Origin of the sequence: Bradyrhizobium sp. OAE829 (genome assembly GCF_040546575.1) — a bacterium.
Classification (GTDB): domain Bacteria; phylum Pseudomonadota; class Alphaproteobacteria; order Rhizobiales; family Xanthobacteraceae; genus Bradyrhizobium.
The window spans coordinates 5,148,180-5,170,864 of sequence record NZ_JBEPOE010000001.1; the positions used below are offsets into that span (position 1 = coordinate 5,148,180).

Annotated in this window: 19 protein-coding genes; 13 read left to right on the top strand and 6 right to left on the bottom strand. The window is 63.0% G+C overall.

The annotated features are described in order from the left end of the window. Window positions 1-56: 56 nt before the first annotated feature. The 5 genes from ABIE49_RS24760 to ABIE49_RS24780 all read left to right on the top strand — a co-directional run bounded on the left by ABIE49_RS24760 (window position 57) and on the right by ABIE49_RS24780 (window position 5,646). Complete coding sequence (locus tag ABIE49_RS24760; RefSeq protein WP_192737002.1) at window positions 57-2,051, top strand: DEAD/DEAH box helicase; 1,995 nt, start codon at window positions 57-59, stop codon at window positions 2,049-2,051. A 146-nt stretch (window positions 2,052-2,197) separates the two neighbouring features. After that, window positions 2,198-2,596: an SDR family NAD(P)-dependent oxidoreductase gene (locus ABIE49_RS24765; RefSeq protein ID WP_354066964.1), complete on the top strand. Its 399-nt coding sequence runs from the start codon at window positions 2,198-2,200 to the stop codon at window positions 2,594-2,596. Beyond that, on the top strand, window positions 2,593-2,907 hold the full coding sequence (locus ABIE49_RS24770; RefSeq protein ID WP_354066965.1) for a Rossmann-fold NAD(P)-binding domain-containing protein: 315 nt from the start codon (window positions 2,593-2,595) through the stop codon (window positions 2,905-2,907). The genes ABIE49_RS24765 and ABIE49_RS24770 overlap by 4 nt, the downstream gene beginning before the upstream one ends. 66 nt (window positions 2,908-2,973) lie before the next feature. Continuing rightward, a complete protein-coding gene (locus ABIE49_RS24775) occupies window positions 2,974-4,335 on the top strand; it encodes a class-II fumarase/aspartase family protein (RefSeq protein WP_192737205.1) in 1,362 nt (453 codons plus the stop codon). A 54-nt stretch (window positions 4,336-4,389) separates the two neighbouring features. Further along, window positions 4,390-5,646: an aminopeptidase gene (locus tag ABIE49_RS24780; protein WP_192737003.1), complete on the top strand. Its 1,257-nt coding sequence runs from the start codon at window positions 4,390-4,392 to the stop codon at window positions 5,644-5,646. A gap of 24 nt (window positions 5,647-5,670) precedes the next feature. Here the strand turns inward: ABIE49_RS24780 and ABIE49_RS24785 are convergent, their stop codons facing one another. Together ABIE49_RS24785 and ABIE49_RS24790 are read right to left on the bottom strand one after the other, a co-directional pair. Beyond that, window positions 5,671-6,723, bottom strand: a complete 1,053-nt coding sequence (locus tag ABIE49_RS24785; protein WP_192737004.1) for an amidohydrolase family protein — start codon at window positions 6,721-6,723, stop codon at window positions 5,671-5,673. 89 nt (window positions 6,724-6,812) lie between these two features. After that, on the bottom strand, window positions 6,813-7,628 hold the full coding sequence (locus ABIE49_RS24790) for an MBL fold metallo-hydrolase (RefSeq protein WP_192737005.1): 816 nt from the start codon (window positions 7,626-7,628) through the stop codon (window positions 6,813-6,815). 221 nt (window positions 7,629-7,849) lie between these two features. Between ABIE49_RS24790 and ABIE49_RS24795 the strand changes: the two genes are divergently transcribed. Further along, window positions 7,850-8,734: an alpha/beta fold hydrolase gene (locus ABIE49_RS24795; protein WP_354067597.1), complete on the top strand. Its 885-nt coding sequence runs from the start codon at window positions 7,850-7,852 to the stop codon at window positions 8,732-8,734. Window positions 8,735-8,817: 83 nt separating this feature from the next. On the opposite strand, the gene ABIE49_RS24800 is transcribed toward ABIE49_RS24795, so the two are convergent. From ABIE49_RS24800 to ABIE49_RS24815, 4 genes are all read right to left on the bottom strand, one after another. Then, window positions 8,818-9,453, bottom strand: a complete 636-nt coding sequence (locus tag ABIE49_RS24800; RefSeq protein ID WP_354066966.1) for a 5-bromo-4-chloroindolyl phosphate hydrolysis family protein — start codon at window positions 9,451-9,453, stop codon at window positions 8,818-8,820. A gap of 102 nt (window positions 9,454-9,555) precedes the next feature. Beyond that, complete coding sequence (locus tag ABIE49_RS24805) at window positions 9,556-10,614, bottom strand: toxic anion resistance protein (protein WP_192737008.1); 1,059 nt, start codon at window positions 10,612-10,614, stop codon at window positions 9,556-9,558. A gap of 211 nt (window positions 10,615-10,825) precedes the next feature. After that, complete coding sequence (locus ABIE49_RS24810; protein WP_192737009.1) at window positions 10,826-12,349, bottom strand: permease; 1,524 nt, start codon at window positions 12,347-12,349, stop codon at window positions 10,826-10,828. Continuing rightward, window positions 12,346-13,095, bottom strand: a complete 750-nt coding sequence (locus ABIE49_RS24815) for an ABC transporter ATP-binding protein (protein WP_192737010.1) — start codon at window positions 13,093-13,095, stop codon at window positions 12,346-12,348. The genes ABIE49_RS24810 and ABIE49_RS24815 overlap by 4 nt, the downstream gene beginning before the upstream one ends. 325 nt (window positions 13,096-13,420) lie before the next feature. On the opposite strand from ABIE49_RS24815, the gene ABIE49_RS24820 reads away from it, so the two are divergent. The 7 genes from ABIE49_RS24820 to ABIE49_RS24850 all read left to right on the top strand — a co-directional run bounded on the left by ABIE49_RS24820 (window position 13,421) and on the right by ABIE49_RS24850 (window position 22,460). Continuing rightward, a complete protein-coding gene (locus tag ABIE49_RS24820) occupies window positions 13,421-14,296 on the top strand; it encodes a branched-chain amino acid ABC transporter permease (RefSeq protein ID WP_192737011.1) in 876 nt (291 codons plus the stop codon). Between the two features lie 8 nt (window positions 14,297-14,304). Beyond that, on the top strand, window positions 14,305-15,456 hold the full coding sequence (locus tag ABIE49_RS24825) for a branched-chain amino acid ABC transporter permease (protein ID WP_192737012.1): 1,152 nt from the start codon (window positions 14,305-14,307) through the stop codon (window positions 15,454-15,456). Continuing rightward, a complete protein-coding gene (locus ABIE49_RS24830; RefSeq protein ID WP_192737013.1) occupies window positions 15,453-16,211 on the top strand; it encodes an ABC transporter ATP-binding protein in 759 nt (252 codons plus the stop codon). Before ABIE49_RS24825 ends, ABIE49_RS24830 begins: the two co-directional genes overlap by 4 nt. Window positions 16,212-16,221: 10 nt before the next feature. After that, entirely contained in the window at window positions 16,222-17,001 is a 780-nt protein-coding gene (locus ABIE49_RS24835) for an ABC transporter ATP-binding protein (RefSeq protein ID WP_192737014.1), read from the top strand. Between the two features lie 119 nt (window positions 17,002-17,120). Further along, window positions 17,121-18,959 carry an AMP-dependent synthetase/ligase gene (locus tag ABIE49_RS24840; protein WP_192737015.1) on the top strand — a complete coding sequence of 613 codons (1,839 nt, stop codon included), beginning with the start codon at window positions 17,121-17,123 and terminating at the stop codon, window positions 18,957-18,959. An 84-nt stretch (window positions 18,960-19,043) separates the two neighbouring features. Continuing rightward, window positions 19,044-21,080 (top strand): ABC transporter substrate-binding protein, encoded by a 2,037-nt coding sequence (locus tag ABIE49_RS24845; RefSeq protein ID WP_354066967.1) that lies wholly within the window; start codon window positions 19,044-19,046, stop codon window positions 21,078-21,080. A gap of 180 nt (window positions 21,081-21,260) precedes the next feature. Continuing rightward, on the top strand, window positions 21,261-22,460 hold the full coding sequence (locus ABIE49_RS24850; RefSeq protein WP_192737016.1) for an ABC transporter substrate-binding protein: 1,200 nt from the start codon (window positions 21,261-21,263) through the stop codon (window positions 22,458-22,460). The last annotated feature ends 225 nt before the right edge of the window (window positions 22,461-22,685 follow it).

The following is a 22,685-nucleotide window of genomic DNA, read 5'->3' on the forward strand; positions in this document are numbered from 1 at the left end:
GTTCGAGGCTTTATTCGGCTTTCCGGCGCAGCTGCGCCCATTAAGGTTCTGATCTCGTGACATCCCTGACCACAAGTCCGCCGCTCGCCCGAGCCCTGGCCGAGCGCAATTTCGATTCCCTGACGCCGGTGCAGACCGCCGTGCTGGCCAATGACGCTGCCGGCCGCGACCTGCTGGTGTCGGCGCAAACCGGCTCCGGCAAAACCGTCGCCTATGGGCTGGCCATTGCCGCCGAACTGCTCGGCGATGCCGAGCGCTTCGAGCGGGCGGGCGCACCGCTTGCCCTGATCGTCGCACCGACGCGCGAGCTCGCGCTGCAGGTCCACCGCGAACTCGCCTGGCTCTATCAATATGCCGATGCGCGCGTGGTTTCCTGCGTCGGCGGCATGGACCCGCGCCGTGAACAGCGCGAGCTTGCGGCCGGCGCCCACATCGTGGTCGGCACACCGGGGCGGCTGTGCGATCATTTGAGGCGCAATCGGCTCGACATTTCCGAACTGAAAGCCGTCGTGCTCGACGAGGCCGACGAAATGCTCGATCTGGGATTCCGCGAGGATATGGAGTTCATCCTCGAGACCACGCCGGAGACCCGCCGCACCCTGTTGTTCTCGGCGACCCTGCCGCGCGTCATCATCGCCCTGGCCAAGGAATACCAGCAGGAAGCTTTCCGCATCGAGGTTGGTGGCGACGAAGGCGGTCACGCCGATATCGATTACCGCGCCATCCGGATTGCGCCCGGCGACGTCGACCATGCGGTCGTCAACACCTTGCGCTTCTTTGAATCGCCGAGCGCGCTGGTGTTCTGCAACACCCGCGAAGCGGTGCGGCATCTGCAGGCGACCTTGTCGGAACGCGGCTTCTCGGTGGTGGCGCTGTCGGGCGAATTGACCCAGAACGAGCGCACCCACGCGCTGCAGGCATTGCGCGACGGACGCGCCCGCGTTTGCGTCGCGACCGACGTCGCCGCGCGCGGCATCGATCTGCCGAATCTCGATCTTGTCATCCACGCGGATATTCCGAACGATCCCGAAGTCATGCAGCATCGCTCCGGGCGCACCGGCCGTGCGGGGCGCAAGGGTGTCAGCGTGTTGCTGGTGCCGCCGGCGCGCAAGCGCCGCGCCGAAGTGCTGCTGAACCTGGCCGGCATCGATGCGATCTGGGGCACGCCGCCGCAGGCCGATGAAATCCGCAAGCTCGACCAGGAGCGTATGCTGAAGGATGCGCTGTTCGCCGAAGAGACCACGCCTGAGGATTTGATGCTGGCGCAGGCCCTGCTCGCCGAGCGATCGGCGGAGGATATCGCCGCGGCATTGGCGCGGCTCTATCGATCACGGCTGCCCTCGCCGGAAGACATCATCGATCCCGGCGAACATCGCAGCCGGGGCCGTGAGGATCGCGGCCGCGAAAGAGATAGGGATAGTCGTGCGCCGCGCGGTGACGACCGTAGCGCCGGTCCACGATCCAAGTCGAAAAAGCCGTCGGCGCGCCACGTCATGGGCGAGAACAGCGTCTGGTTCCGCGCTTCGATCGGCAGCCGCAAGAATGCCGAGGCGCGATGGCTGTTGCCGATGATCTGCCGCCGCGGCGGCATCGACAAAACAGACATCGGCGCCATCCGCGTCATGGACACGACCACCGAGTTCGAGATTTCCGCGCGCGCCGCCGATAAATTTGTCGGCAACCTCCGCCGCCCCGACAAGGAAGACAATATCCGCATCGAGCCGCTGCCCGAGGGCCCGCAGGCCGAGCCGCGCGAAGCAAAGCCTTGGGACAAGCCTCGCGAAGACAAGCCTCGCGACGAAAAACCCCGTGATGAAAAGCCACGTGACGAAAAGCCTTGGAGCAACAAGCCGCCCGGCGGCAAATCCCGCGACAGTAAGCCGTATGAAGAGAAGCCTCGCAGCGAAAAGGCGCCTGGATTCGACAAGGAAAGGCGCTACGACAAAAAGCGGCCGTTCCGGGAGAAGCCCGCTTATGCCGCCAAGCCGAAACATGCCGGCGCTGCGAAGCCCGCATTCGGAAAGAAGAAAAAGAAGAAATTCCGCGACTGAGGAGGCGCCGGCAACCGCCCGGCGCGATTCACCAGAACTGCCGACGCTCATATCCTCGTGAACAGCAGGAAGTGGACGCTCCGTCGATTGAATTGATGACGATCGTCATATAACTAGCTGGTGGACCTCGAACGCGGGAGAGATGGATGGGAACGGCTGTTATCATCGGTGTCGGGCCTGATCAGGGCCTCGGCGCACAACTCTGCAAGCGGTTCGCCGCTGAGGGCCTCAACGTGCTCGTTGCCGGCCGCACCAGGGCGGCGCTGGACGCCGTCGTTGCCGACATCGTCGCAGCCGGCGGGCGCGCTACGGCTGTTGTAGCCGATGCCACCAGCGAGGCCGATACTATCGCGTTGTTCGACAAGGCCGGTTCCGACCTCGAACTCGCGATCTACAACGCCGGCAATAACACTGCGGGCAAGATCATCGACATGACCGCCGATTACTTCGAGCAAAGCTGGCGCGTGGTGTGCTTCGGCGGCTTCCTGTTCGGGCGTGAGACGGTCCGCCGCATGGTGCCGAAAGGCAAAGGTACGCTGCTGTGACCGGCGCGAGCGCCTCGTTGCGCGGCCGTTCGGGCTACGGCGCCTTCAATTCATCGAAGGCGGGCTTGCGCACGCTGGCGCAGGCGATGGCCAAGGAATATGCCGCCGACGGCATTCATGTCGGCCATGTCGTGGTCGATGGCGCGATCGGCGGCGAAAAGATCAAGACGCGTTTCCCGGAGGCCGCCAGCCGCGAGGAGCGCCTGATCAGCATCGAGGGCATCGTCGACGGTTTTGTGTTCCTGCACAAACAGCCGCCGCGCGCCTGGTCGTTCGAACTCGATGTCCGGACCATGCACGAGAAATGGTGATCGGCTTTCCCAACCGGCAATGATTGTGGCATGAGTCTTTCCAGCGAATTGCCTGCAGGAAACGACATGCCCGCCTTTCCGACCTCGACCACCGTCCTTGACTCTATCCTGTTCCGCGACGCCTTCGGCACGCCGGCGATGCGGGAAGTGTTCTCGGATTTCAGCCTGATCTCGCGCTACGCCGAAGTCGAGATCGCGCTGGCCAAGGCCGAGGCGCGCTGCGGCGTGATCCCGGCGGAAGCCGCCGAGGAAATCGCAAAACGGACGGACGTCTCGGCGTTCGATTTCGACCTGCTGCGCAGCGAGACCGACATCGTCGGCTATCCGATCCTGCCGCTGGTGCACCAGATGGTCAAACAATGCGGCGAGGCCGGCCGCTACGTGCATTGGGGCGCGACGACGCAGGACATCATGGACACCGCCGTGGTCCTGCAGGTCCGCGCCGGCCTTGAAATCATCGAGGCTGACATCGCCGCCCTCCGCGGCATCCTCGCCGATCTCTCGAAGCGCTATCGCGATACGCCGATGGCCGGCCGCACCCATCTGCAGCAGGCGCTGCCGGTGACGTTCGGCTACAAGACCGCGATTTATCTGGCGATGTTCGATCGCCACGCCGAACGCCTCGTGCAATTGAAGCCGCGCGTCCTTGTCGGCCAGTTCGCAGGCGCCGCCGGCACGCTGGCCTCGCTCGGCGACAAGGGGTTCGAGGTTCAAAAAGCGCTGTGCGAGGAACTCGGGCTCGGCGTGCCCGTCTCGACCTGGCATGTCGCACGCGACGGCCTTGCGGAAGTGATCAATTTCTTCGGCCTCGTCACCGGCTCGCTCGGCAAGATCGCGCTCGACATCATGATCATGGCCTCGACGGAATTTGCCGAACTCTATGAGCCGTTCGTGAAGGGCCGCGGTGCGTCCTCGACCATGCCGCAGAAGCGCAACCCGATTTCATCCGAATTGATGCTGGCGGCGGCTAAGGGCGTGCGTCAGCATGCGGGCTTGATGCTGGACGCGATGGTGCAGGACTTTGAGCGCGCCACCGGGCCGTGGCACGCCGAATGGATGGCGATCCCGGAAAGTTTTGTCCTCACCGCAGGCGCGCTGCATCAGGCCAAATTCGCGCTCGGCGGCCTGATCGTGGACGAGAAGAAGATGTCTGAAAATCTCGACATCAGCCGCGGGTTGATCGTCGCCGAAGCCGTGATGATGGGCTTGGCGCCCGACATCGGCCGGCAGGAGGCGCACGACGTCGTCTATGACGCCTGCCGTGTCGCCAATGAAAAAGGCATGACGCTGGCGGATGCGCTGTCCGCGGACCCGCGGGTCTCCTCGCGCATCGACCGCGCGACCATCGACCGGCTGACCTCGCCGAAGAATTACCTCGGTCTCGCGCCCGAGATGGTCGACCGCGTATTGGCGGCGTCGAAGCGTTGAAGGAACCGGCCGGTTCGCCTATCTCTGTAGCAACGATTGATTTGAGGGCCCGTCATGACCGCACACGAACGTAATTTTTCGACGCCGATCGATCCCGTGAAACTCGACCGCCTTGCCGAGGTCGCCGTGAAGGTCGGCCTGCAGTTGCAGCCGGGCCAGGACCTGCTTTTGACCGCGCCGTCGGTGGCCCTGCCGCTGGTTCGAAAAATCGCCGAGCATGCCTACAAGGCCGGTGCGGGCCTGGTGACACCGTTCCTGTCCGACGAAGAGATCACGCTGTCGCGCTATCGCTATGGCCACAATGACGGGTTCGATCGCGCCGCCGGCTGGCTCTATGAGGGCATGGCGAAGGCGTTCGGCAATAACACCGCGCGGCTGGCGATCGTCGGCGACAATCCGATGCTGCTGTCGGGCGAGGATCCGACCAAGGTGGCGCGCGCCAGCAAGGCCAATTCGATGGCCTATCAGCCGGCGCTGGAAAAGATCGTCAATTTCGAAACCAACTGGAACATCATCGCCTATCCGAGCCCGGCATGGGCGAAGCAGGTATTTCCCGACGTTGCAGAGGATGTCGCGGTGGCCAAACTGGCGGACGCGATTTTTGCGGCCTCGCGCGTCGATCAGGACGGCGCGGTCGCGGCGTGGGAGAAGCACAACGCGGTGCTGCGCGAGCGCACGCAATGGCTGAACGGCCAGCGCTTCCACGCGCTGAAATATTCGGGACCGGGCACGGACCTGACGATCGGTCTCGCCGACGGCCACGAATGGGAAGGCGGCGCATCGACGGCCAAGAACGGCATCACCTGCAACGCCAACATTCCGACCGAGGAAGTTTTCACCACGCCGCATTGCCGGCGCGTCAGCGGGCATGTCGTCAGTTCCAAGCCGCTGTCCTATCAGGGCACCCTGATCGACAACATCGCGGTGCGGTTTGAGGAAGGCCGCATCGTCGAAGCCAGGGCCTCGCGCGGCGAGGAAGTGCTGAAGAAAGTGCTCGATACCGACGAGGGCGCCGCGCGTCTCGGCGAAGTGGCGCTGGTGCCGCATTCCTCGCCGATCTCGAAAAGCGGATTGCTGTTCTTCAACACGCTGTTCGACGAGAACGCCGCCTCGCACATCGCGCTCGGCCAATGCTATTCGAAATGCTTCGTCGGCGGCGACAAGCTGACGCCGCAGCAGATCGCGGCGCAAGGCGGCAACAAGAGCCTCATTCATATCGACTGGATGATCGGCTCGGCCGAGACCGACATCGACGGCATTCACGCCGACGGCAGCAGCGTTCCGGTCTTCCGCAAGGGCGAATGGGCGTGAGCGGCAGCTCACGCCGGCCGTGAGCTAGGCGAGCTTCAACTTGTAAAAGTCCGTCGCCGTCTTGGAAAACATCGCCGTCTTCTCCGCCTCGCTGTATTGCGCGGCGAGGCGCTTGAAGGCGTTGAAGATCACCTGATAGCTGCACTGGCCCTTGTCCGGCGGAAAATTGCTCTCGAACATGCATCGATTGGGCCCAAAGGCCTCGATGCAGGTCTCTATATAGGGACGCCACGCAGCGGCGGCCTGTTCCGAGGTCGGCGGCTTCGGCCGCAGATGAAAGTCATAGCCGAGGAGGGCCATCGCGAGCCCGCCGAGCTTGACCACGACATTGGGACATTTGGCGATTTCCTGGATCGAGGCCTTCCAGACCGGAAAGATCTCCTCGCGCCGGCCCGCGTAGCTGCCGATGCCGATCGGGCCGCCGCAATGGTCGAGCACGATCTTCGTCTCCGGAAAGGCGCGGGCAAGATCAGTGAGTTCGCCGATCTGCGGATGAAACAGCCAGCCTTCGAAACTGAGGTCGAGCGGGGCGAGACAGGCGAACCCCTTGCGGAATGTTGGATCGAGCAGCAGACCCTTCGGCCGCGTCGCATACATCCCGGCGACATTGGGATCGGCATCCCACGCCGCGGAATGCCGGATGCCGCGGAAGCGGCCATTGCCGGCGACGATCTCCGCCTCCAGCACCGGCCTGGCGTCCTCGCCGAGCAGCAGATTGACGTGGCTGACGATGCCGGCGCAGATCGCAGCCTTGCCGTAACCGCCGCTCGCGGCCATTGCCGCGACGCCGTTGGCAAACTCGACCTCGCCGACCGGGCGGAACGCCTCGGGCCCGTGCGCGCGGTACATCGAGCGGCAATCGACATAGACGGTGGCGATGATGTTGTGGCCGGAGGCGATATCGGCCGCCATCTCCTCGATCATGTAGCGCAGCCCGCCGCGGTCCCAGAGATGATGGTGGGGGTCGACGATCGGGCGGTCGGGGTCGATGATCTCCTCGGTGTGTTGCGCCAACCAGTCTTCGCGCGGATCGGCATAGAGCCCGCTCTTCGAGGCGGGTGCAGTGCTGACGGCCATCGATGGTCACTCCCTGATTCTTATTGTTGCTCTCTCGTCATTGCGTCCCGTTGGCTCGCAATGACGGCGGTGACATTCTGGCCTTCGCCTCACACGCCGTCGAGAATGATCACCGTGGGCGTGGTGGGCAGCGTTTCCCGCGAAATCTTCAGGGTGCGCTGGGTGCGCTGGTCGATCTCGAACTGCTTGCCGATCAGGCGCATGAATTCGTCGAGCGGGGTGGCGAAGCGGTGCATCGGCAGCACGACGGAGGCGCGCAGGCGCTTGGTGATTTCGGAGACGCCGTCGAGCGACATCGTAAAGGTGCCGTCGATCGGAACCATCACGATATCGAGCCGTCCGATCGCTGCGAAATGGCTGTCGTCGAGCTTGTGATGCAGATGGCCGAGATGGCCGATGCAGAGGCCGGCGACCTCGAAGATGAAGATCGAGTTGCCGTCCCGGATCATCTCGCCGCCCGCACCATCGCCGTAGTAGCGGCGGATGTCGGTGGTCACGTTGCGGATATAGACGTCATCGACGCGCAGGCCGACCAGGGCAGGCTGCCCCTTGTCGCCCCAGCCGTGCAGCACATGCTTGATCTTGGGATCGGGAAACAGCGTGAAATGCGTCGAATGCGCCCGGTTCATGGTGACGACGTCGGGCAGCCGCCCGGTCTGATAGTAGCCGTTGAAATCGGTCCCGATCCGCACACCGCCGGGCGTGTCGATGTAATAGGTGGAATGCCCGACATAGGTGATCGCGACTTCCTCCACCTTGGCCGCGGTGCGGCGGAGGCTGACCGGCACAGCCCGTGGCGGGGCGTTGGCCATCGCAAGGCATTCGCTGCGCAGCGGCGCCTGGGCTGTCGCCGGCATGATCAGCGAACCGAGGAAGGCAGTGGCAAGCACGAGCGATCGCAGCATGGCATGACCCGTATGCGGCGACGGCCGCTGGCATACTGTATCGCCGAATTCAGCGCCCGTCATGATGTCAATCGCGCACAGCTCCTGTGCCGCATTTGCTTCACTGGCGCTAGGCGATACCGTATGGCCCGATGCCACAACGGAGTGACGCCTTGACCGAGCAAGCCTCCACACCAAGTCAAAATGCCGCGCGCGTACCATCGTCGAAACGGCTGGAACCGCTGCGCTCCATCGATGCCGGTGTGCTCAGAATCGCCTATTACGAGGCGGGTCCGGCAGATGGGCCGGTCGTGATGCTGATGCACGGCTTTCCCTACGACATTCACGCCTATGTGGACGTGGCCCCGCAGCTTGCCGCCGAGGGATGCCGCGTCATCGTTCCCTATCTGCGCGGCTACGGGCCAACCCGGTTTCGCGACAAGGTGACGCGGCGTTCGGGCGAGCAGGCGGCATTGGGCGCGGACCTGATGGCGCTGATGGATGCGCTCGACATCAAGCGCGCGGTGTTCGCGGGCTACGATTGGGGCGGCCGCGCCGCCTGTATCGGCGCGGCACTATGGCCGGAGCGCTGCATCGGCCTGGTGTCGGTCAATAGCTACAACATCCAGGATATCGCCAAGGCGATGGTGCCGGCACGGCCGGACCGCGAGGCGGCGCTCTGGTATCAGTATTATTTCCAGCTCGAGCGCGGCCGTGCCGGCCTTGCCGCCGATCGGCGCGGGATCGCCAAGCTATTATGGCAGCAATGGTCGCCGAACTGGCATTTCGACGACGCCTGCTTCGAGCGGACGGCAGTCGCGCACGACAATCCTGACTATGTCGAGGTGGTGATCCACAGCTACCGCCATCGCTACGGCCTTGCCGAGGGTGATCCGCAATATGCCGATCTGCAGCGCCGGCTGGCGGCGCAGCCCGCGATTGTGGTGCCGACCATTACGCTCGATGGCGACGGGGATGGCGTGAGCCCGGCCACCGACGGCAGCAAGAGCGCGCCGAAATTCGCCGGCCGACGGGTTCATCGGGTGGTGCCGCGCGCCGGGCATAATCTGCCGCAGGAAGAGCCCGAGGCGTTTGCAGCGGCGGTGCTGGAATTGATCGGGGTGTAGGCCAGAGCAGCGACGTGATCGAACGAGCGAAGTTGGAGAAGCAGCAGCTGGCTACGCCGACGCCAACCGATCCAATCTAGCCATCAGGCTCTCCCTTTCCCTGGACCCGAGGGAGCGCCGAGTTGCGGCGGTGGCCCGAGGTCCTCGTCGAGCGAGCTCTTCAGCAGTTTGAGCTCAATGTCCAGATTGCCGAGGTCGGCACTCTGCAAACTCCGCGCGTAATGGGTGAACGCGACATCGAGCCGGTCGATCAGTTCAGCGGTCGCGGTGATACGTGTCATGTCGCGGCCGCCCTTTTCAAGCAGCGCGTAGGCCTCGGCGAGTTCGGCTGCCCGCGGCAAATAATAGGTGAGGAAGCGCCGCACCAGGTCGACGCGCAGCGGGTCATCTTCGACACCCGCGAAGATCTCGCGGGAAACCTGCGCCAGATGGCGCACGCGGTCGGCGACCTTGGGCGTGCCGATCGAACTCACGGCGACTTCCAGCCGCACCGCCAGCGGCTCGGCGTCGGTCAGCAGTTCCCGCGCGAATTCGATTCTGCCCCGCGCGGCCCCGCTGGCATCCAGCCTTTCGAACGGTTTGCGCGGCGAAAATGCCGTCACCAGCCCGCCGCCCGCCGCCAGGCTGACGATGCAGGCGACCCAGAACGGCATGCCCGCGCCGATCGCCAGCACCGGCAGCAGGACGGCTGCCGTGGCGCCGCCCGCGATCCAGTTCATGGCTGAAAAGCCTGTTAGCATTCCGTTATAGCCTCGCACCGCGCGAAACGCCGAGCGCCAGCGCGAACCGCAGGCCGGCAAGGCAACGTCGCATCGCGGACCTCATGTCGTCGACTTGGACATCGCTGACTTCAACTCGTCGGTCAATTGCGCCATCCGCTGCTCGATCTCGGCGCGTTTCTTGCGACCTTCCGCCTGGACGTTGAGGACGCCCGAAATCGTGTCGACCAGATCGCTATTGGTTTTCTCCAGCGTCGCGATATCGATGATGCCGCGCTGTGATTGCTTTTCGATCTCGATCGCCTGGGTCTTCATCATCTCCGAGGCCTGTTTCATCATCTCGTTGGTGGCGTCGGTGACGGTCGTCTGCAAGTCCAGCGCGGACCTCTGGCGGGTGAGGCCGAGCAGCAGGATCATCTTCTGCTTCCAGACCGGGATCGCGAGTTCGGTGGTCGCCTGCAGGTTCTCGATCAGGGTCTCGTCGCCGGACTGCGCGATACGGATCTGCGGCAGCTGTTGAATGCCGATCTGGCGCGCCTGCTGCAGATAGAAGACGCGCTTCTCGAGCCGGTCGAGCGCCTGCGCGGCATCCTGATAGGTTTGCGCCGCCAGCAAGGCGTCGCTGCCTTCGCCGGCCGCCTTCACGGCCTGCTCCAGTTCGACCAGCCGGCCACGGCGGAAGTCCTCGGCAAAGGCCTTGCCGGCGGCGATATGCGAATCGAGGTCGCCGAGCGATGCCTTGGTTTGTTCGTGCAGTTCGTCCATCACGGCGATATCGCGCCGCAAGGTTTCCTTGTTGCGGTCGAGTTCGACGCAGACGCGGTCGATCTGGGAGGCGACGTCGCCGAACTGTTCGGAGAACCGCCGCAAGCGCGATTCCATCGAGGAGAACAGGCGCGTGAAAAAGCCGCTGTCCTTGAGCGTCGCCGGATCGAGCCCACGCGCCTTGCCCAGGATGTCCGACAACAATTTGCCTGTTGTCCCGAGCTCCCGGTTCTGGGTTTGGGCGAGGATGCGGTCCGCGAACTCAACGACCGATCGCTGCGCGCGATCGCCGAAGGTAACGATGCGCGACCGGTCGGAGATGTCGATCTCCGACTTGATCCGCGCGACCGCGGATGCGTCCACCATGACCGCCGGGACATTGATGGCTTCGCTCATCGCGCTTCCTCTCCTGCGTGCTCGTTCCCGCCACATGGTGCCGCGGTAGTGCTTCGGCAAGATAGCCTAGCCAGCCAAACGAATCGATGCTGGTGGCGCGTCCTTCCAGCCAGTCTGGCCTGCCGGAAATCTGCCCTCAACTTCAATAGGATATCGCTTTGTCGGGGTTCGGTCTGCCGAGGTTCACGGCTGAATGCCGGACGCTTCCGCATCAATCCCTTCGCGGGCTGATCTTCCACGTCCCTGCCAGCATCAGCGCGGTCATGGCGCCGCTGATGACGGCAGCGATCGGGATTGTGACGGCGAGGATCGCGGTCGCCGCCCATCCGATCGAGCAGAACGCTTCGGCAAATGTCGCGATGCGTGACGAGGTCTGGCGGCGGCGAAACTGGCTGCGCTTGGCCTGGACGCGAAACCAGAGCTGGATCGCGGCCGCCGACACGGTGGCGATGACGACGAAGATGGCAGTGACCGCTGCCTGTAGGGGTGAGGCCAAGGCCAGTGCAGCCACCAAGGGAGCGAAGATGACGCCGATCGCGATCATCACCACCTCGACCTTGGCGCGGATCACGCTGCCGGGCGGCATCGGGGCGGTGGCGACCAGATCTGCCGCGTCCTCGCCTGAAATCGTCAGCCAGGCGAGACCGCCGGCGAGTTGTCCGGCCGCCATCACGATCACAGGCGTGACCAGCACGGTCGCGGCCGAACTATCGGAGAAGCTGCGCCACAGCATCAGCGCCGGCGGCACCAGATACAGCAATTGCATCAGGCTCTGCGACACCAGCCAGGGATCGCGCCGCAGCAGCATGAACTCCTTCCAGCGCAGCGCGGCCTGCCGCGAACCGCGGCGAAACGAGGTCGCGCGCGACCCGCGACGGATCGTCGTTGCCGTTGCCGAAGCGCTGACGACGGTGCCGGCAAATTTCGGCGAGAAGACCGCCATCACGCCGCCGAGCAGCACGAGGCTGCCGGCCAGCAGAAGCGAGAGCATTTCGCCGTCACCGATCGCGGCGCGCGCCGGCCACCACAGCGGACTGTCGAAATCGGGAGCATAGGCCGCGGCGGCGTCCGACGTCAGCACCGTGAACCGCGACAGCGTGCCGTAGGAGAGGATCGCGGCGACCTGGAGCGCGATGACAAAACCCGCGCCGATGACGGCGGCGAGAATTTGCGCAGCGAGCCGCGTCCGGCTCGGACCGATCAAGCGAAACAACAATACCGTGATTGCGATCGCAACCGCCGCGGCCGACAGGCCAATGGCGATGACGACGCCAAACGCGGAAATCCACCTGATGCCGCCGCCGATCATGAGAACGTCGACGAAGGGGCTCGATAACAGCAGCGCCATGGCCGTGACCGAGAGCGCGATTGACGCGATCCGCACCGAGAAGATGTTGGTCAGCCTGACCGGCGAGGACATGATCAGATCGAGGTCGGCGCGCGCATAGAACACGCGTGTCACCGATTCGATCGCCTGCGACAGCATCAGGGCCCAGGCCAGGAAGATCGTTGCCGACATCACGATCAGCGTCGGCTTGTCGAGCGGCGCTTGCAGATCGGCAAAGCGGCCGATCACCGCATAGGCCGGCAGGTGCAGGAAGGCGGCGAGCACGAGCAGCCCGATCACGGCGCGCGTTCGTTTTCGCCGCGCGCCCGTCATCATGGCGAGCCATTCGCGCCATGCCAGCCGGATTTCGTGGCGGGCAAACCAGGTGAGATCAGCGGCCGAACTCATGCGGCCGCGTCGGTGTCGACAAGTGCAATGAACATGTCTTCGAGGCTGGTGTCGTTGCGGCCGTTCTGCTGGCGCAATTCGGTGAGCGTTCCTTCGGCCACCAGCCGGCCCGCGGCGATGACGCCGATCCGGTCGGCCATCCGTTCGGCGACTTCGAGAATATGCGTCGTCATGATCACGGTGCAGCCGGCGCGGACGCGTGCCTGCAGCAATCCCTTGACGTGACGCGCAGACAGCGCGTCGAGGCCGGTGAGCGGTTCATCGAGGATGATCAGGCGGGGGTCGTGGACCAGCGCACCCGCCAGCGCCACCTTCTGGCGCATGCCTTTCGAAAAGCCTTCGCAGCGTTCGTGCAGATGCGGCTGAAGCCCGAGCGACAGCAAGAGATCCTGCGCGGAGGATTCGGCAATCGAAGCATCGACGCCCCAGAGGCCGGCAACGAATTCGAGATATTCCAGTGGCGTCAGCTTGTCATAAATCATCGGCTCGTCCGACACCCACGCCATGATCTGCTTGGCGGCGGCGGGATCGGCGAGCGCATCGATGCCTAATATCGAGACCGCGCCGGCGTCGGGTCGCAGCAGCCCGGCCACCATGCGCAACGTCGTGGTCTTGCCGGCACCGTTGGGGCCGAGCAGGGCGTAGAATTCGCCGCGGTGGACGGTGAGATCGAGCGCATCGACCGCAGGGCGGTCAAAACGCTTCGTTAACCCTCGCACCTGCAGCGCTGATACATCGGGGTTCATGAGGTCGGGACAGTCCGGGTTTCATGTGTCGCCGCGAACCATGGACCCAAGAACTTTCGGGGCGGTGAATCGAAGACCCCAAATCGCGCCGATATGAACGCTTCCAAGGCAACTTCCAAGGCCACTTCGAAGCCAACTTCCGCCCTGCGGCATTTCTGCGCAATTGTTAACGCGGGCCGCAACCAGCGCTCTGTTGACAGTCGTCGGCGCTTTGGTCTCAATGGGGACGGACATATGTGGCTTCAGCGCTTCGACACAAGAGCGCGAAGACAGGATGCGTTAAGGCGATCCGTAGAATCGCGGGGCATCCGGGGGAGGGGAATCAATGCTGGACTTCGTTCAGCAACTGGTGAGTGGCATCGCACTTGGCTGCGTTTACGGCCTGATCGCGCTCGGCTTCGTGCTGGTGTACAAGGCCACGGAGGTCGTCAATTTCGCCCAGGGCGATTTGATGATGCTGGGCGGTTTCTTCGCCTTCACTTTCATCGGTATGCTCGGCCTTAACTACTGGCTCGGATTCGCCGGCGCTGTCATCTGCATGGCGCTGTTTGGCATGCTGGCCGAACGCGTGGTGGTGCGTCCGATCCTCGGCTATCCCCAGTTTTCCATCATCATGGCGACGATCGGGCTCGGATATTTCCTGCGCTCCATCGCCGGCATGATCTGGGGCACCGACGATCTCAAGATCGAGACGCCGTTCAGCCAGGGCGTGTTGCGGATCGGCTCGCTGGTGCTGGCCCACGACAAGCTCTCGGTGATCGCCGCGACCGTCATCCTTTGCGGGCTGCTCTATCTGTTCTTCAACCGCACCACGCTCGGCACGGCGATGCGCGCCAGTTCCGAGAACATGCTGGCTGCCTATTACATGGGCATCCCGGTCAAGCGGGTGGTGTCGATCGTCTGGGCGATCAGCGCCGCGGTCGCAACCGCCGCCGGCGTGTTGCTGGCGCCGATCACCTTCATTCATTCCAACGTCGGGCTGGTGCTGGGATTGAAGGCGTTCCCCGCCGCGGTGCTTGGCGGTTTCGGATCGATTCCGGGTGCGGTGGTCGGTGGCATCCTGATCGGCGTGATTGAGAGCATGGCCGGCTTCTATCTGCCGCAAGGCTGGAAAGACGTCGCGCCTTACCTCGTTCTCCTCGTCGTGTTGCTGCTCAAGCCCGAAGGTCTGTTCGGCGTGCACACGCGCAAGAAGGTTTAGGGGCAGCGATGCGTTTTCTCTTCAAGACCGACTATGAAGACGACATCCGGCTGATGCCGCACAGCGGCTACCTGGTCACCTACGGCGTGCTGCTGGCATTGCTGGCGGTCGCGCCGTTCGTGCTCTCCAGCTATATCATGAGCCAGCTGGTGTTCGTCTGCATCTACGCCACCGTCGGCGTCGGGCTGATGATCCTGACGGGCTTCACCGGGCAGGCGTCGCTGGGCCACGCCGCCTTCCTCGCCATCGGCGCCTATACGGCGGCCTTCCTGCAGCAATACAACGTCCCGTTCCCGGTGTATTTCCTGGCCGCAGGCCTGCTGACCGGCGTGGTCGGCGCGCTGGTCGGATTCCCGGCGCTGCGGCTGCAGGGCATCTATCTCGTCATTGCGACGATTTCCTTTGCCTTCATCGTCGAGGAAATCCTGGCGCGCTGGGAAAGCGTGACCCATGGCAATGAGGGCATGCGCGTCAAGACCATGCAGGTGTTCGGCATGGCGATATCGCGCGATAGCCCGACCTTCTATTTTCTTTGTCTGGGCTTCCTGATCCTGACCATTGTCGGCACACTCAATCTCCTGCGTTCGCCGACCGGCCGCGCCTTCGTCGCGATCCGCGACAGCGAGACGGCGGCGCGCAGCATGGGCATCAACGTCTCGCTCTACAAGGTGAAGTCGTTTGCGATCAGCGCCGCGATCACCGGATTCGCAGGCTGCCTGTTCGCCCACAAACTGTCCTTCATCAGCCCGGAAATGTTCACGCTGCTGCTCTCGATCGAGTTCATCATCGTGATCCTGATCGGCGGCTCGTTCAGTCTGCACGGCGCGGTGCTGGGCGCGATCTTCCTGGTCATGATCGATCCGCTCCTGACCTATCTGAAGGACGACTTGCCCGGCATGATCGCGGGCGTCGCCTCGACGTTTGGCGCGGGCAAGGAGAGCGCGTCTCACATTCAGGACAAGGCCGCCGCCATCGCCTCCGCCAACGGCCTCAAGGGCGCGATCTACGGCCTGATCATCGTGCTGTTCGTGCTGTTCGAGCCGCTTGGCCTCTACGGACGCTGGCTGAAGATAAAGCTCTTCTTCCAGCTGTTCCCGCTCTACAAGCGCGCCACTTTCAAGCGGCAGAAAATCTATGTGAAGTCGGAGCGGAACCGATGACCTATTTCCGGGCCGAAGACCTGTCCTTGCACTTCGGTGGCCTCAAGGCGGTCGATGCCGTCAGCTTCGCGGTGGAGAAGGGCGAGATCCTCTCGATCATCGGCCCCAACGGCGCGGGCAAGAGCTCGATCTTCAATCTGATCTCGCGCATTTACCCGCCGACCTCGGGCAAGATCTACTTCGAGGATCAGGACATCACCCAGCAGCCGGCTTACGAAATTGCCGGCCTCGGCATTGCCCGCACCTTCCAGAACATCGAATTGTTCGAGAACGCGACGATGCTGAGCAATCTCCTGGTCGGTCGGCACCGCCACTCCACCACTCAGCTGTGGCAGGAGTTGCTGTTCCTGCCGACCGTGCGCGCCCACGAAAAGGCGCATCGCCGCCGCGTCGAGCAGGTGATCGAGTTCCTCGACCTCGAAGTCTATCGCGACAAGCTGATCTCGGGGCTGCCCTACGGCGTCCGCAAGGTGATCGAGCTCGCGCGCGCGCTGTGCTCGGAGCCGAAACTGATCCTGCTCGACGAGCCGTCCTCCGGGCTGAACGTCGAGGAGACCGGCGACATGTCGTTCTGGATCCGCGACCTGAAGACCGACCTCGGCATCACCGTGCTGATGGTCGAGCACGACATGTCGCTGGTGAACCGGGTGTCGGACCGGGTGATCGCACTGAACTACGGCAAGGTGATCGCGATGGGGTCACCCTCCGAAGTGCAGCGCCATCCCGACGTCGTCGCGGCCTATCTCGGCGCATGAGGATGATGCCATGAGCGCTCCCGACATCATCCTGAAGCTCAGCAATATCGAGAGCTATTACGGACCGATTCAGGCGATCAGGGGCATCAGCCTCGAAGTGCCGCGTGGCAAGATCGTCACACTGCTCGGCGCCAACGGCGCCGGCAAGACCACCGTTCTGAAAACCATTTCCGGCATCCTCGATCCGCAGAAGGGCTCGATCGAATTTCTGGGCAAATCGATCCAGCGCGTGGAAGCCGACAAGATCGTGCGGCTGGGCCTAAGCCACGTGCCGGAGGGGCGCGAAGTGTTCCCGTTCCTCTCCGTGCGCGAGAACCTGATGATGGGCGCCTATCCGCGCAGGGATCGCGACGGCGTCGCCGAGGATCTCGAACGGGTCTACGGCTATTTCCCGCGGCTGAAGGAGCGCATCAACCAGCCGGCCGGACAGCTCTCCGGCGGCGAGCAGCAGATGCTGGCGATCGGGCGCGCGTTGATGAACCGGCCGACGCTGTTGCTGCTGGACGAACCCTCGCTCGGGCTGTCGCCGATTCTGGTGAAGGAGATTTTCACCATCATCAAGCGCGTCAACCAAGAGCAGGGCATGTCGATCCTGCTGGTCGAGCAGAACGCCAAGGTGGCGCTGGAGACGGCGCACTATGGCTATGTGCTGGAAATCGGCCGTGTCGTCATGAACGACAGCTGCGAGCGGCTGATGCATTCAAAGGACATCCAGGAATTCTATCTTGGCGCCAAGGAAGAGGGCGCCCGTGGCGAACGGCGCTGGAAAAAGAAGAAGACATGGCGCTAAACGACGCAGTTAAGACATTGGCGTTCCTAGTGATTTGGAGCTAAATTCGAGCCTGCCTCGACAACAAGACCGGCTGACAAGACCGGCGTCGGACGCAGGCGAGAGAGGGAGGAAGACGCATGGCCAGACCGGCAGTGCTGACGGTCGCCGACACGATCGCGAAGAGCTTTTTGCTGGCGGTGGAAACGCGCGGCGACCGGCCGGCGATCCGCGAAAAGACGTTCGGCATCTGGCAGCCGACCAGCTGGCGGCAGTGGCTGCAGATATCGAAGGATATCGCTTACGCCTTGCATGCCACCGGCTTCAAGCCGGGCGACGTCGCGTCGATCATCGCGAACGCGGTTCCCGAATGGGTGTATGCCGACATGGGCATCCTCTGCGCCGGCGGCGTCTCGTCCGGGATCTATCCGACCGACTCCTCGGTCCAGGTCGAATACCTCATCAACGATTCCTCTACACGCGTGATCTTCGCCGAGGATGAAGAGCAGCTCGACAAGATCCTGTCCTGCCGCGAACGCTGCCCGACTTTGCAGAAGATCGTCGTGTTCGACATGGAGGGCCTCTCTGGCTTCAGCGACCCGATGGTGATGTCGCTGGCCGAATTCACCGCCCTCGGGCGCAATCACAGCCACGACGATCCGGCTCTGTGGGATACGATGATCGCAAGCCGAGGCGCGGGTGATCTGGCCATCCTCGTCTACACGTCAGGCACGACCGGTCCGCCCAAGGGCGCGATGCATTCCAACCGCAGCGTCACGCACCAGATGCGCCACGCCAACGATCTGTTCCCCTCCACCGACGCCGAAGAGCGGCTGGTGTTCCTGCCGCTCTGCCACGTCGCCGAGCGGATCGGTGGCTATTACATTTCGCTGGCGCTGGGCTCGGTGATGAATTTTGCCGAAAGCCCGGAAACCGTGCCGGACAATCTGCGCGAGGTGCAGCCGACCGCGTTCCTGGCGGTGCCGCGGATCTGGGAAAAATTCTATTCCGGGATCACGATTGCACTCAAGGACGCGACGCCGTTCCAGAACTGGATGTACCGCCAGGCGCTGGGAATCGGCAATCGCGTGACCGAGAGCAAGCTCGAGGGTGAAACGCCGCCGCTGACCTTGCGGATCGCCAATCAGTTCGCCTATTGGCTGGTGTTCCGCAACATCCGCCGCATGCTCGGGCTCGATCGCTGCCGTCTGGCCTTCACCGGGGCTGCGCCGATCGCGCCGGATTTGATCCGCTGGTATCTCGCGCTCGGCATCGACATGCGCGAGGTCTACGGCCAGACCGAGAATTGCGGTGTGGCCACCGTGATGCCGCCCGACCGCATGAAGCTGGGTTCGGTCGGCAAGGCCGCGCCCTGGGGCGAGGTCGCGATTTCCCCGCAAGGCGAAATCCTGATCAAGGGCGACTTCCTGTTCATGGGCTATCTCAACCAGCCGGAAAAGACCGCCGAGACCATCGACGCCAAAGGCTGGCTGCACACCGGCGACGTCGGTTCGATCGACAATGAGGGCTTCGTCAAGATCACCGACCGGATGAAGGACATCATCATCACCTCGGGCGGCAAGAACGTCACGCCGTCCGAGATCGAGAACCAGCTGAAGTTCTCGCCCTACGTCTCCGACGCGGTGGTGATCGGCGACAAGCGGCCGTTCCTCACCTGTCTCATCATGATCGACCAGGAGAATGTCGAGAAGTTCGCGCAGGACCACGACATTCCCTTTACCAATTACGCGAGCCTGTGCCGCGCGCCCGAGATCCAGGACCTGATCCAGCGCGAGATCGAGGCGGTCAACGTCAACTTCGCGCGGGTCGAGACCATCAAGAAATTTTTCCTGATCGAGCGTCAGCTGACGCCCGAGGATGAGGAATTGACGCCGACCATGAAATTGAAGCGCAGCTTTGTGAACAAGCGTTACGCGGCCGAGATCGGCGCCATGTACGGCGAACGGGCGGTGGCGTGAGGTGCTGCCTCTTGAGCAGGGTTTTTTGGAGGCGGCGAGGGTGAGAGGGCCCTTTGCGCAATGAAGGCACTGGCAGATAAATCGATGTCGAGATTGTCCACGGCCCTGTGCTTGGCCGTGGTTGTCCTGCTGTCGACCCATCTGCCCGCGTCGACGCAGACCAGGGTGACAAATCAGGGCATTTCTGGCACCGAGATCGTCATCGGCACCCATCAGGATTTGTCCGGCCCGATCAAGGTCTGGGGCCTTCCGGTTTCCAACGGCATGAAGATGGCCGCCACGGAAATCAACGCCGCAGGCGGCATTAACGGGCGCAAACTGCGGCTCATTGTCGAAGACAATGGCTACGATCCGAACAAGGCGGTGCTGGCGACGAAAAAGCTGGTCGAGCAGGACAAGATTTTCGCCATGGTCGGCCCGATGGGTTCGCCGACTGTACTGGCTGCGCAGGATGTCTTGTTCGATGCCGGCGTACTGCAACTGTTTCCGATGCCTGCTGCCGAGTTCACCTATCGCTTCGACCCGGCAAGGCCGCAGGAGCGTTTGAAATTCAGCAACCAGCTGCCCTACGCCGACAGCATCCGCTCCGCACTCGCTTATTTGGGCAGGACGAAGAACTTCAAGAAGCCCTGCGTGATGCACCAGGACGACGAGTACGGAAAAAACGTGCTCGAAGGCTTTACCCAGCAAGTCGCAGCGATGAGACTGACGCCGGCCTCGATCGTTAGCCACAGGCGGGGCGCCACCGACTTCGGCGGGCAGGTCGTCAAGATGAAAGCCGACGGCTGCGACCTCGTCGTGCTCGGTACCGCAATTCGCGAAACCATCGGCGCGATGGGCGAAGCCAGGAAGCTCGGCTGGGACGTCACGTTCCTCGGCGCGACACCCACCAACGTGCAGGAAGTGCCGACGCGCGGCGGGAAAACGGTCGATGGCCTTTATGCCGCATCAGGCATTGAAATGCCCTATCCCGACACGGCCAAGGGGAGAGCGAAGGACTGGCTGACTGACTACAGCAGGATGTTCGGGTCCGACGCCCGCCTGCAAGCGATCATCGGATACAATGCCGTTACGACGTTCGCGCACTACGCGAAAAGAGCAGGCCGGGATCTGACCGGGCAGAAGATGCTGGACTCCCTGGAGTCCGGCGACCAGTTCCTGGATATCTTTGGTTCAGCGCCAACCAGATTCTCGAAGACCGATCACCTTGCCAGCACCGTGACACGGGTCCAGCAAATCAAGGGCGGCCGCTGGGTGACGTTGAAGGATAGCGTCGAGCCTTCCGGAACGCCGGCCATGTCCACTGCACCTGCGGTTTCGCCCGAAACTGCTGCTACCCGGCCCTCAACCCAGGTCGTGGTGGCGCCGCCACAGACCTCGATCTTGCCGGCGCCCTCGCCGGCCGGTGCGGATTTCGGACGACGCGTCGCGCTGGCGATAGGCAATTCCGCCTATAAAGGCGCGGCGCCTCTGTCAAATCCTTCGCATGATGCGGGCGCCATGGGTAAGGCGTTCCGCGATCTTGGTTTCCAGAAAGTCGTGGTCGAAGTCGATCTCACCCGAGAGAAGCTTACGGACACGTTGCGTGCGTTCGCAGGCGACGCTGACGACGCTGACTGGGCTGTCATCTATTTCGCAGGCCACGGCATGGAAATGGGCGGCACGAACTACCTGATTCCGGTCGATGCCAAGTTGCTGACGGACCGAGACATTGAATATGAGGCAATCCGGATCGAAAAGGTCATGAACGCCGTCGAGGGTGCAAAAAAGCTGCGCCTTGTTCTTCTCGACGCTTGCCGCGACAATCCGTTTGCGAGCCAGATGCGCCGGACGGCCGCAACTCGCTCGATCGGCCGCGGTTTTGCGCGGGTCGAGCCGGAGGCCGGAACGCTGTTGGTCTATGCGGCGAAGCACGGCGAAACGGCGCTGGATGGCGACGGAAGCCACAGCCCGTTTGTCTCGGCGTTGATCGAGCGGATGATGGAGCCGGGTCTCGAAGTCCGGCGGCTGTTCGACATCGTGCGTGACGATGTCATGGCCGCGACGAATAATCGTCAGCAGCCTTTCAGTTACGGCTCTGTTTCCGGCAGAAGAGAATTCTTTTTTGTGGCCGGGAGATAGGTGGCGTCGGCGCCGCAGCGAATTGGTAGAGACTTATGTCGAATAACGATTCTGACGTGATGCATGATTTGGTTCACGAGAAGTAGACGGGTCGTGGCACAATGCGCGACTTTCGGAAACGGCGAAGGACAAGAAGGCCCCACCCTTCGCTCAACACGGGCCAACGAAGAGGAGACTGCAATGTCGAAATCGTCTAGGGCGTTGTGCCTTGCGGTGAGCGCCCTTGCGCTGACCCATTTGCCGGCCTACGCCCAAACCAAAATAACCAATGAAGGCATCTCGGCGTCCGAGATCGTCATCGGTACCCATCAGGATCTGTCCGGCCCCATCAAGGGCTGGGGCGTTCCGGTTTCCAACGGCATGAAGATGGCGGTTGAGGAAGTAAACGCCGCCGGCGGTATCAACGGCCGCAAGATCAAGCTGATCGTGGAGGACAGTGGCTACGACCCGAAGAAGGCGGTGCTGGCGTCGCAGAAGATGGTCGAGCGCGACAAGATCTTCGCGATGGTCGGCCCGATGGGATCGCCCACCGTGCTCGCCTCGCAGGACATTTTGCTTGAAGCGGGGGTGATGCAGCTGTTTCCGCTGACGGCGGCCGAATTCACCTTCAAGTTCGATCCGGCCAAGCCGCAGGAACGGCTGAAGTTCAACAACCTGCTGCCATACGTCGAGAGCACCCGCGCGGCCGTCAAATACATGATGGAGGCAAAGAACTTCAAGAAGCCGTGCATCATGTATCAGGACGACGAGTACGGCAAGAACGTGCTCGATGGCTTCAACCAGCAACTCACCGCGATGAAGGTCACACCGGCCTCCATCACCAGCTACAAGCGCGGCGCTTCCGACTTCAGCGCGCAGGTCGCCAAGATGAAATCCGACAGCTGCGATCTGGTCGTCCTGGGCGCCGTGCTCCGCGAGCCGATCGGCACGATGAGCGAAGCCAAGAAGCTCGGATGGGATGTCACCTTCCTCGGCGCCACTCCGGTGAACGTGCTCGAAGTGCCGGCGCTCGGCAAGGAAGCGGTGGAAGGGCTCTATGCCGCTTCAGGTTTCGAAATTCCCTACGAAGACACCGCGAAGGGAAAAGTGAAGGACTGGCTCGTCAACTACAAGAAGAGCTTCGGCACCGACGCAAATACCCAGGCGATCATCGGCTACAATGCGGTAATGACGTTTGCGCATTACGTGAAACTGGCCGGCAAGGATCTGACCGGTCAGAAGCTGCTCGACGCGTTGGAGTCCGGTGACAAGTTCCAGGATATCTTCAGTTCGCCGCCGACCGTGTTCTCGAAGACCAACCATCTCGCCACCACCGTTACCCAGGTCCAGCAGGTCAAGAACGGCCGTTGGGTGCTGGTGAAGGAAGGCCTGATGTTCTGAGGCTCGTGTTCCGAAGGTTCGCCTTCGAAACGACGAAGGGCTGCGCGATCACCTCGCGCAGCCCTTTTTGTTTGGATGGATCCCACTCTCCGTCATGCCCGGGCATCGCCGTCTGAAGGACGGCGTCGCTTCCGCTCGCCTACGTCCCGGGCATCCTGTCTTGGCGGCATAAAGAACGAAGACGTGGATGGCCGGGCATAGGCAAGCGGTAGCGACGCCGTCCTT

What these genes read in the sequence shown, in the direction of transcription:
- ABIE49_RS24765 (WP_354066964.1), top strand. Translation starts at nt 2,198, where the DNA reads ATGGGAACGGCTGTTATCATCGGTGTCGGGCCTGATCAGGGCCTCGGC.
- ABIE49_RS24775 (WP_192737205.1), top strand. Translation starts at nt 2,974, where the DNA reads ATGCCCGCCTTTCCGACCTCGACCACCGTCCTTGACTCTATCCTGTTC.
- ABIE49_RS24780 (WP_192737003.1), top strand. Translation starts at nt 4,390, where the DNA reads ATGACCGCACACGAACGTAATTTTTCGACGCCGATCGATCCCGTGAAA.
- ABIE49_RS24785 (WP_192737004.1), bottom strand. Translation starts at nt 6,723, where the DNA reads ATGGCCGTCAGCACTGCACCCGCCTCGAAGAGCGGGCTCTATGCCGAT.
- ABIE49_RS24790 (WP_192737005.1), bottom strand. Translation starts at nt 7,628, where the DNA reads ATGCTGCGATCGCTCGTGCTTGCCACTGCCTTCCTCGGTTCGCTGATC.
- ABIE49_RS24800 (WP_354066966.1), bottom strand. Translation starts at nt 9,453, where the DNA reads ATGAACTGGATCGCGGGCGGCGCCACGGCAGCCGTCCTGCTGCCGGTG.
- ABIE49_RS24805 (WP_192737008.1), bottom strand. Translation starts at nt 10,614, where the DNA reads ATGAGCGAAGCCATCAATGTCCCGGCGGTCATGGTGGACGCATCCGCG.
- ABIE49_RS24810 (WP_192737009.1), bottom strand. Translation starts at nt 12,349, where the DNA reads ATGAGTTCGGCCGCTGATCTCACCTGGTTTGCCCGCCACGAAATCCGG.
- ABIE49_RS24815 (WP_192737010.1), bottom strand. Translation starts at nt 13,095, where the DNA reads ATGAACCCCGATGTATCAGCGCTGCAGGTGCGAGGGTTAACGAAGCGT.
- ABIE49_RS24820 (WP_192737011.1), top strand. Translation starts at nt 13,421, where the DNA reads ATGCTGGACTTCGTTCAGCAACTGGTGAGTGGCATCGCACTTGGCTGC.
- ABIE49_RS24825 (WP_192737012.1), top strand. Translation starts at nt 14,305, where the DNA reads ATGCGTTTTCTCTTCAAGACCGACTATGAAGACGACATCCGGCTGATG.
- ABIE49_RS24830 (WP_192737013.1), top strand. Translation starts at nt 15,453, where the DNA reads ATGACCTATTTCCGGGCCGAAGACCTGTCCTTGCACTTCGGTGGCCTC.
- ABIE49_RS24835 (WP_192737014.1), top strand. Translation starts at nt 16,222, where the DNA reads ATGAGCGCTCCCGACATCATCCTGAAGCTCAGCAATATCGAGAGCTAT.
- ABIE49_RS24840 (WP_192737015.1), top strand. Translation starts at nt 17,121, where the DNA reads ATGGCCAGACCGGCAGTGCTGACGGTCGCCGACACGATCGCGAAGAGC.
- ABIE49_RS24845 (WP_354066967.1), top strand. Translation starts at nt 19,044, where the DNA reads ATGTCGAGATTGTCCACGGCCCTGTGCTTGGCCGTGGTTGTCCTGCTG.
- ABIE49_RS24850 (WP_192737016.1), top strand. Translation starts at nt 21,261, where the DNA reads ATGTCGAAATCGTCTAGGGCGTTGTGCCTTGCGGTGAGCGCCCTTGCG.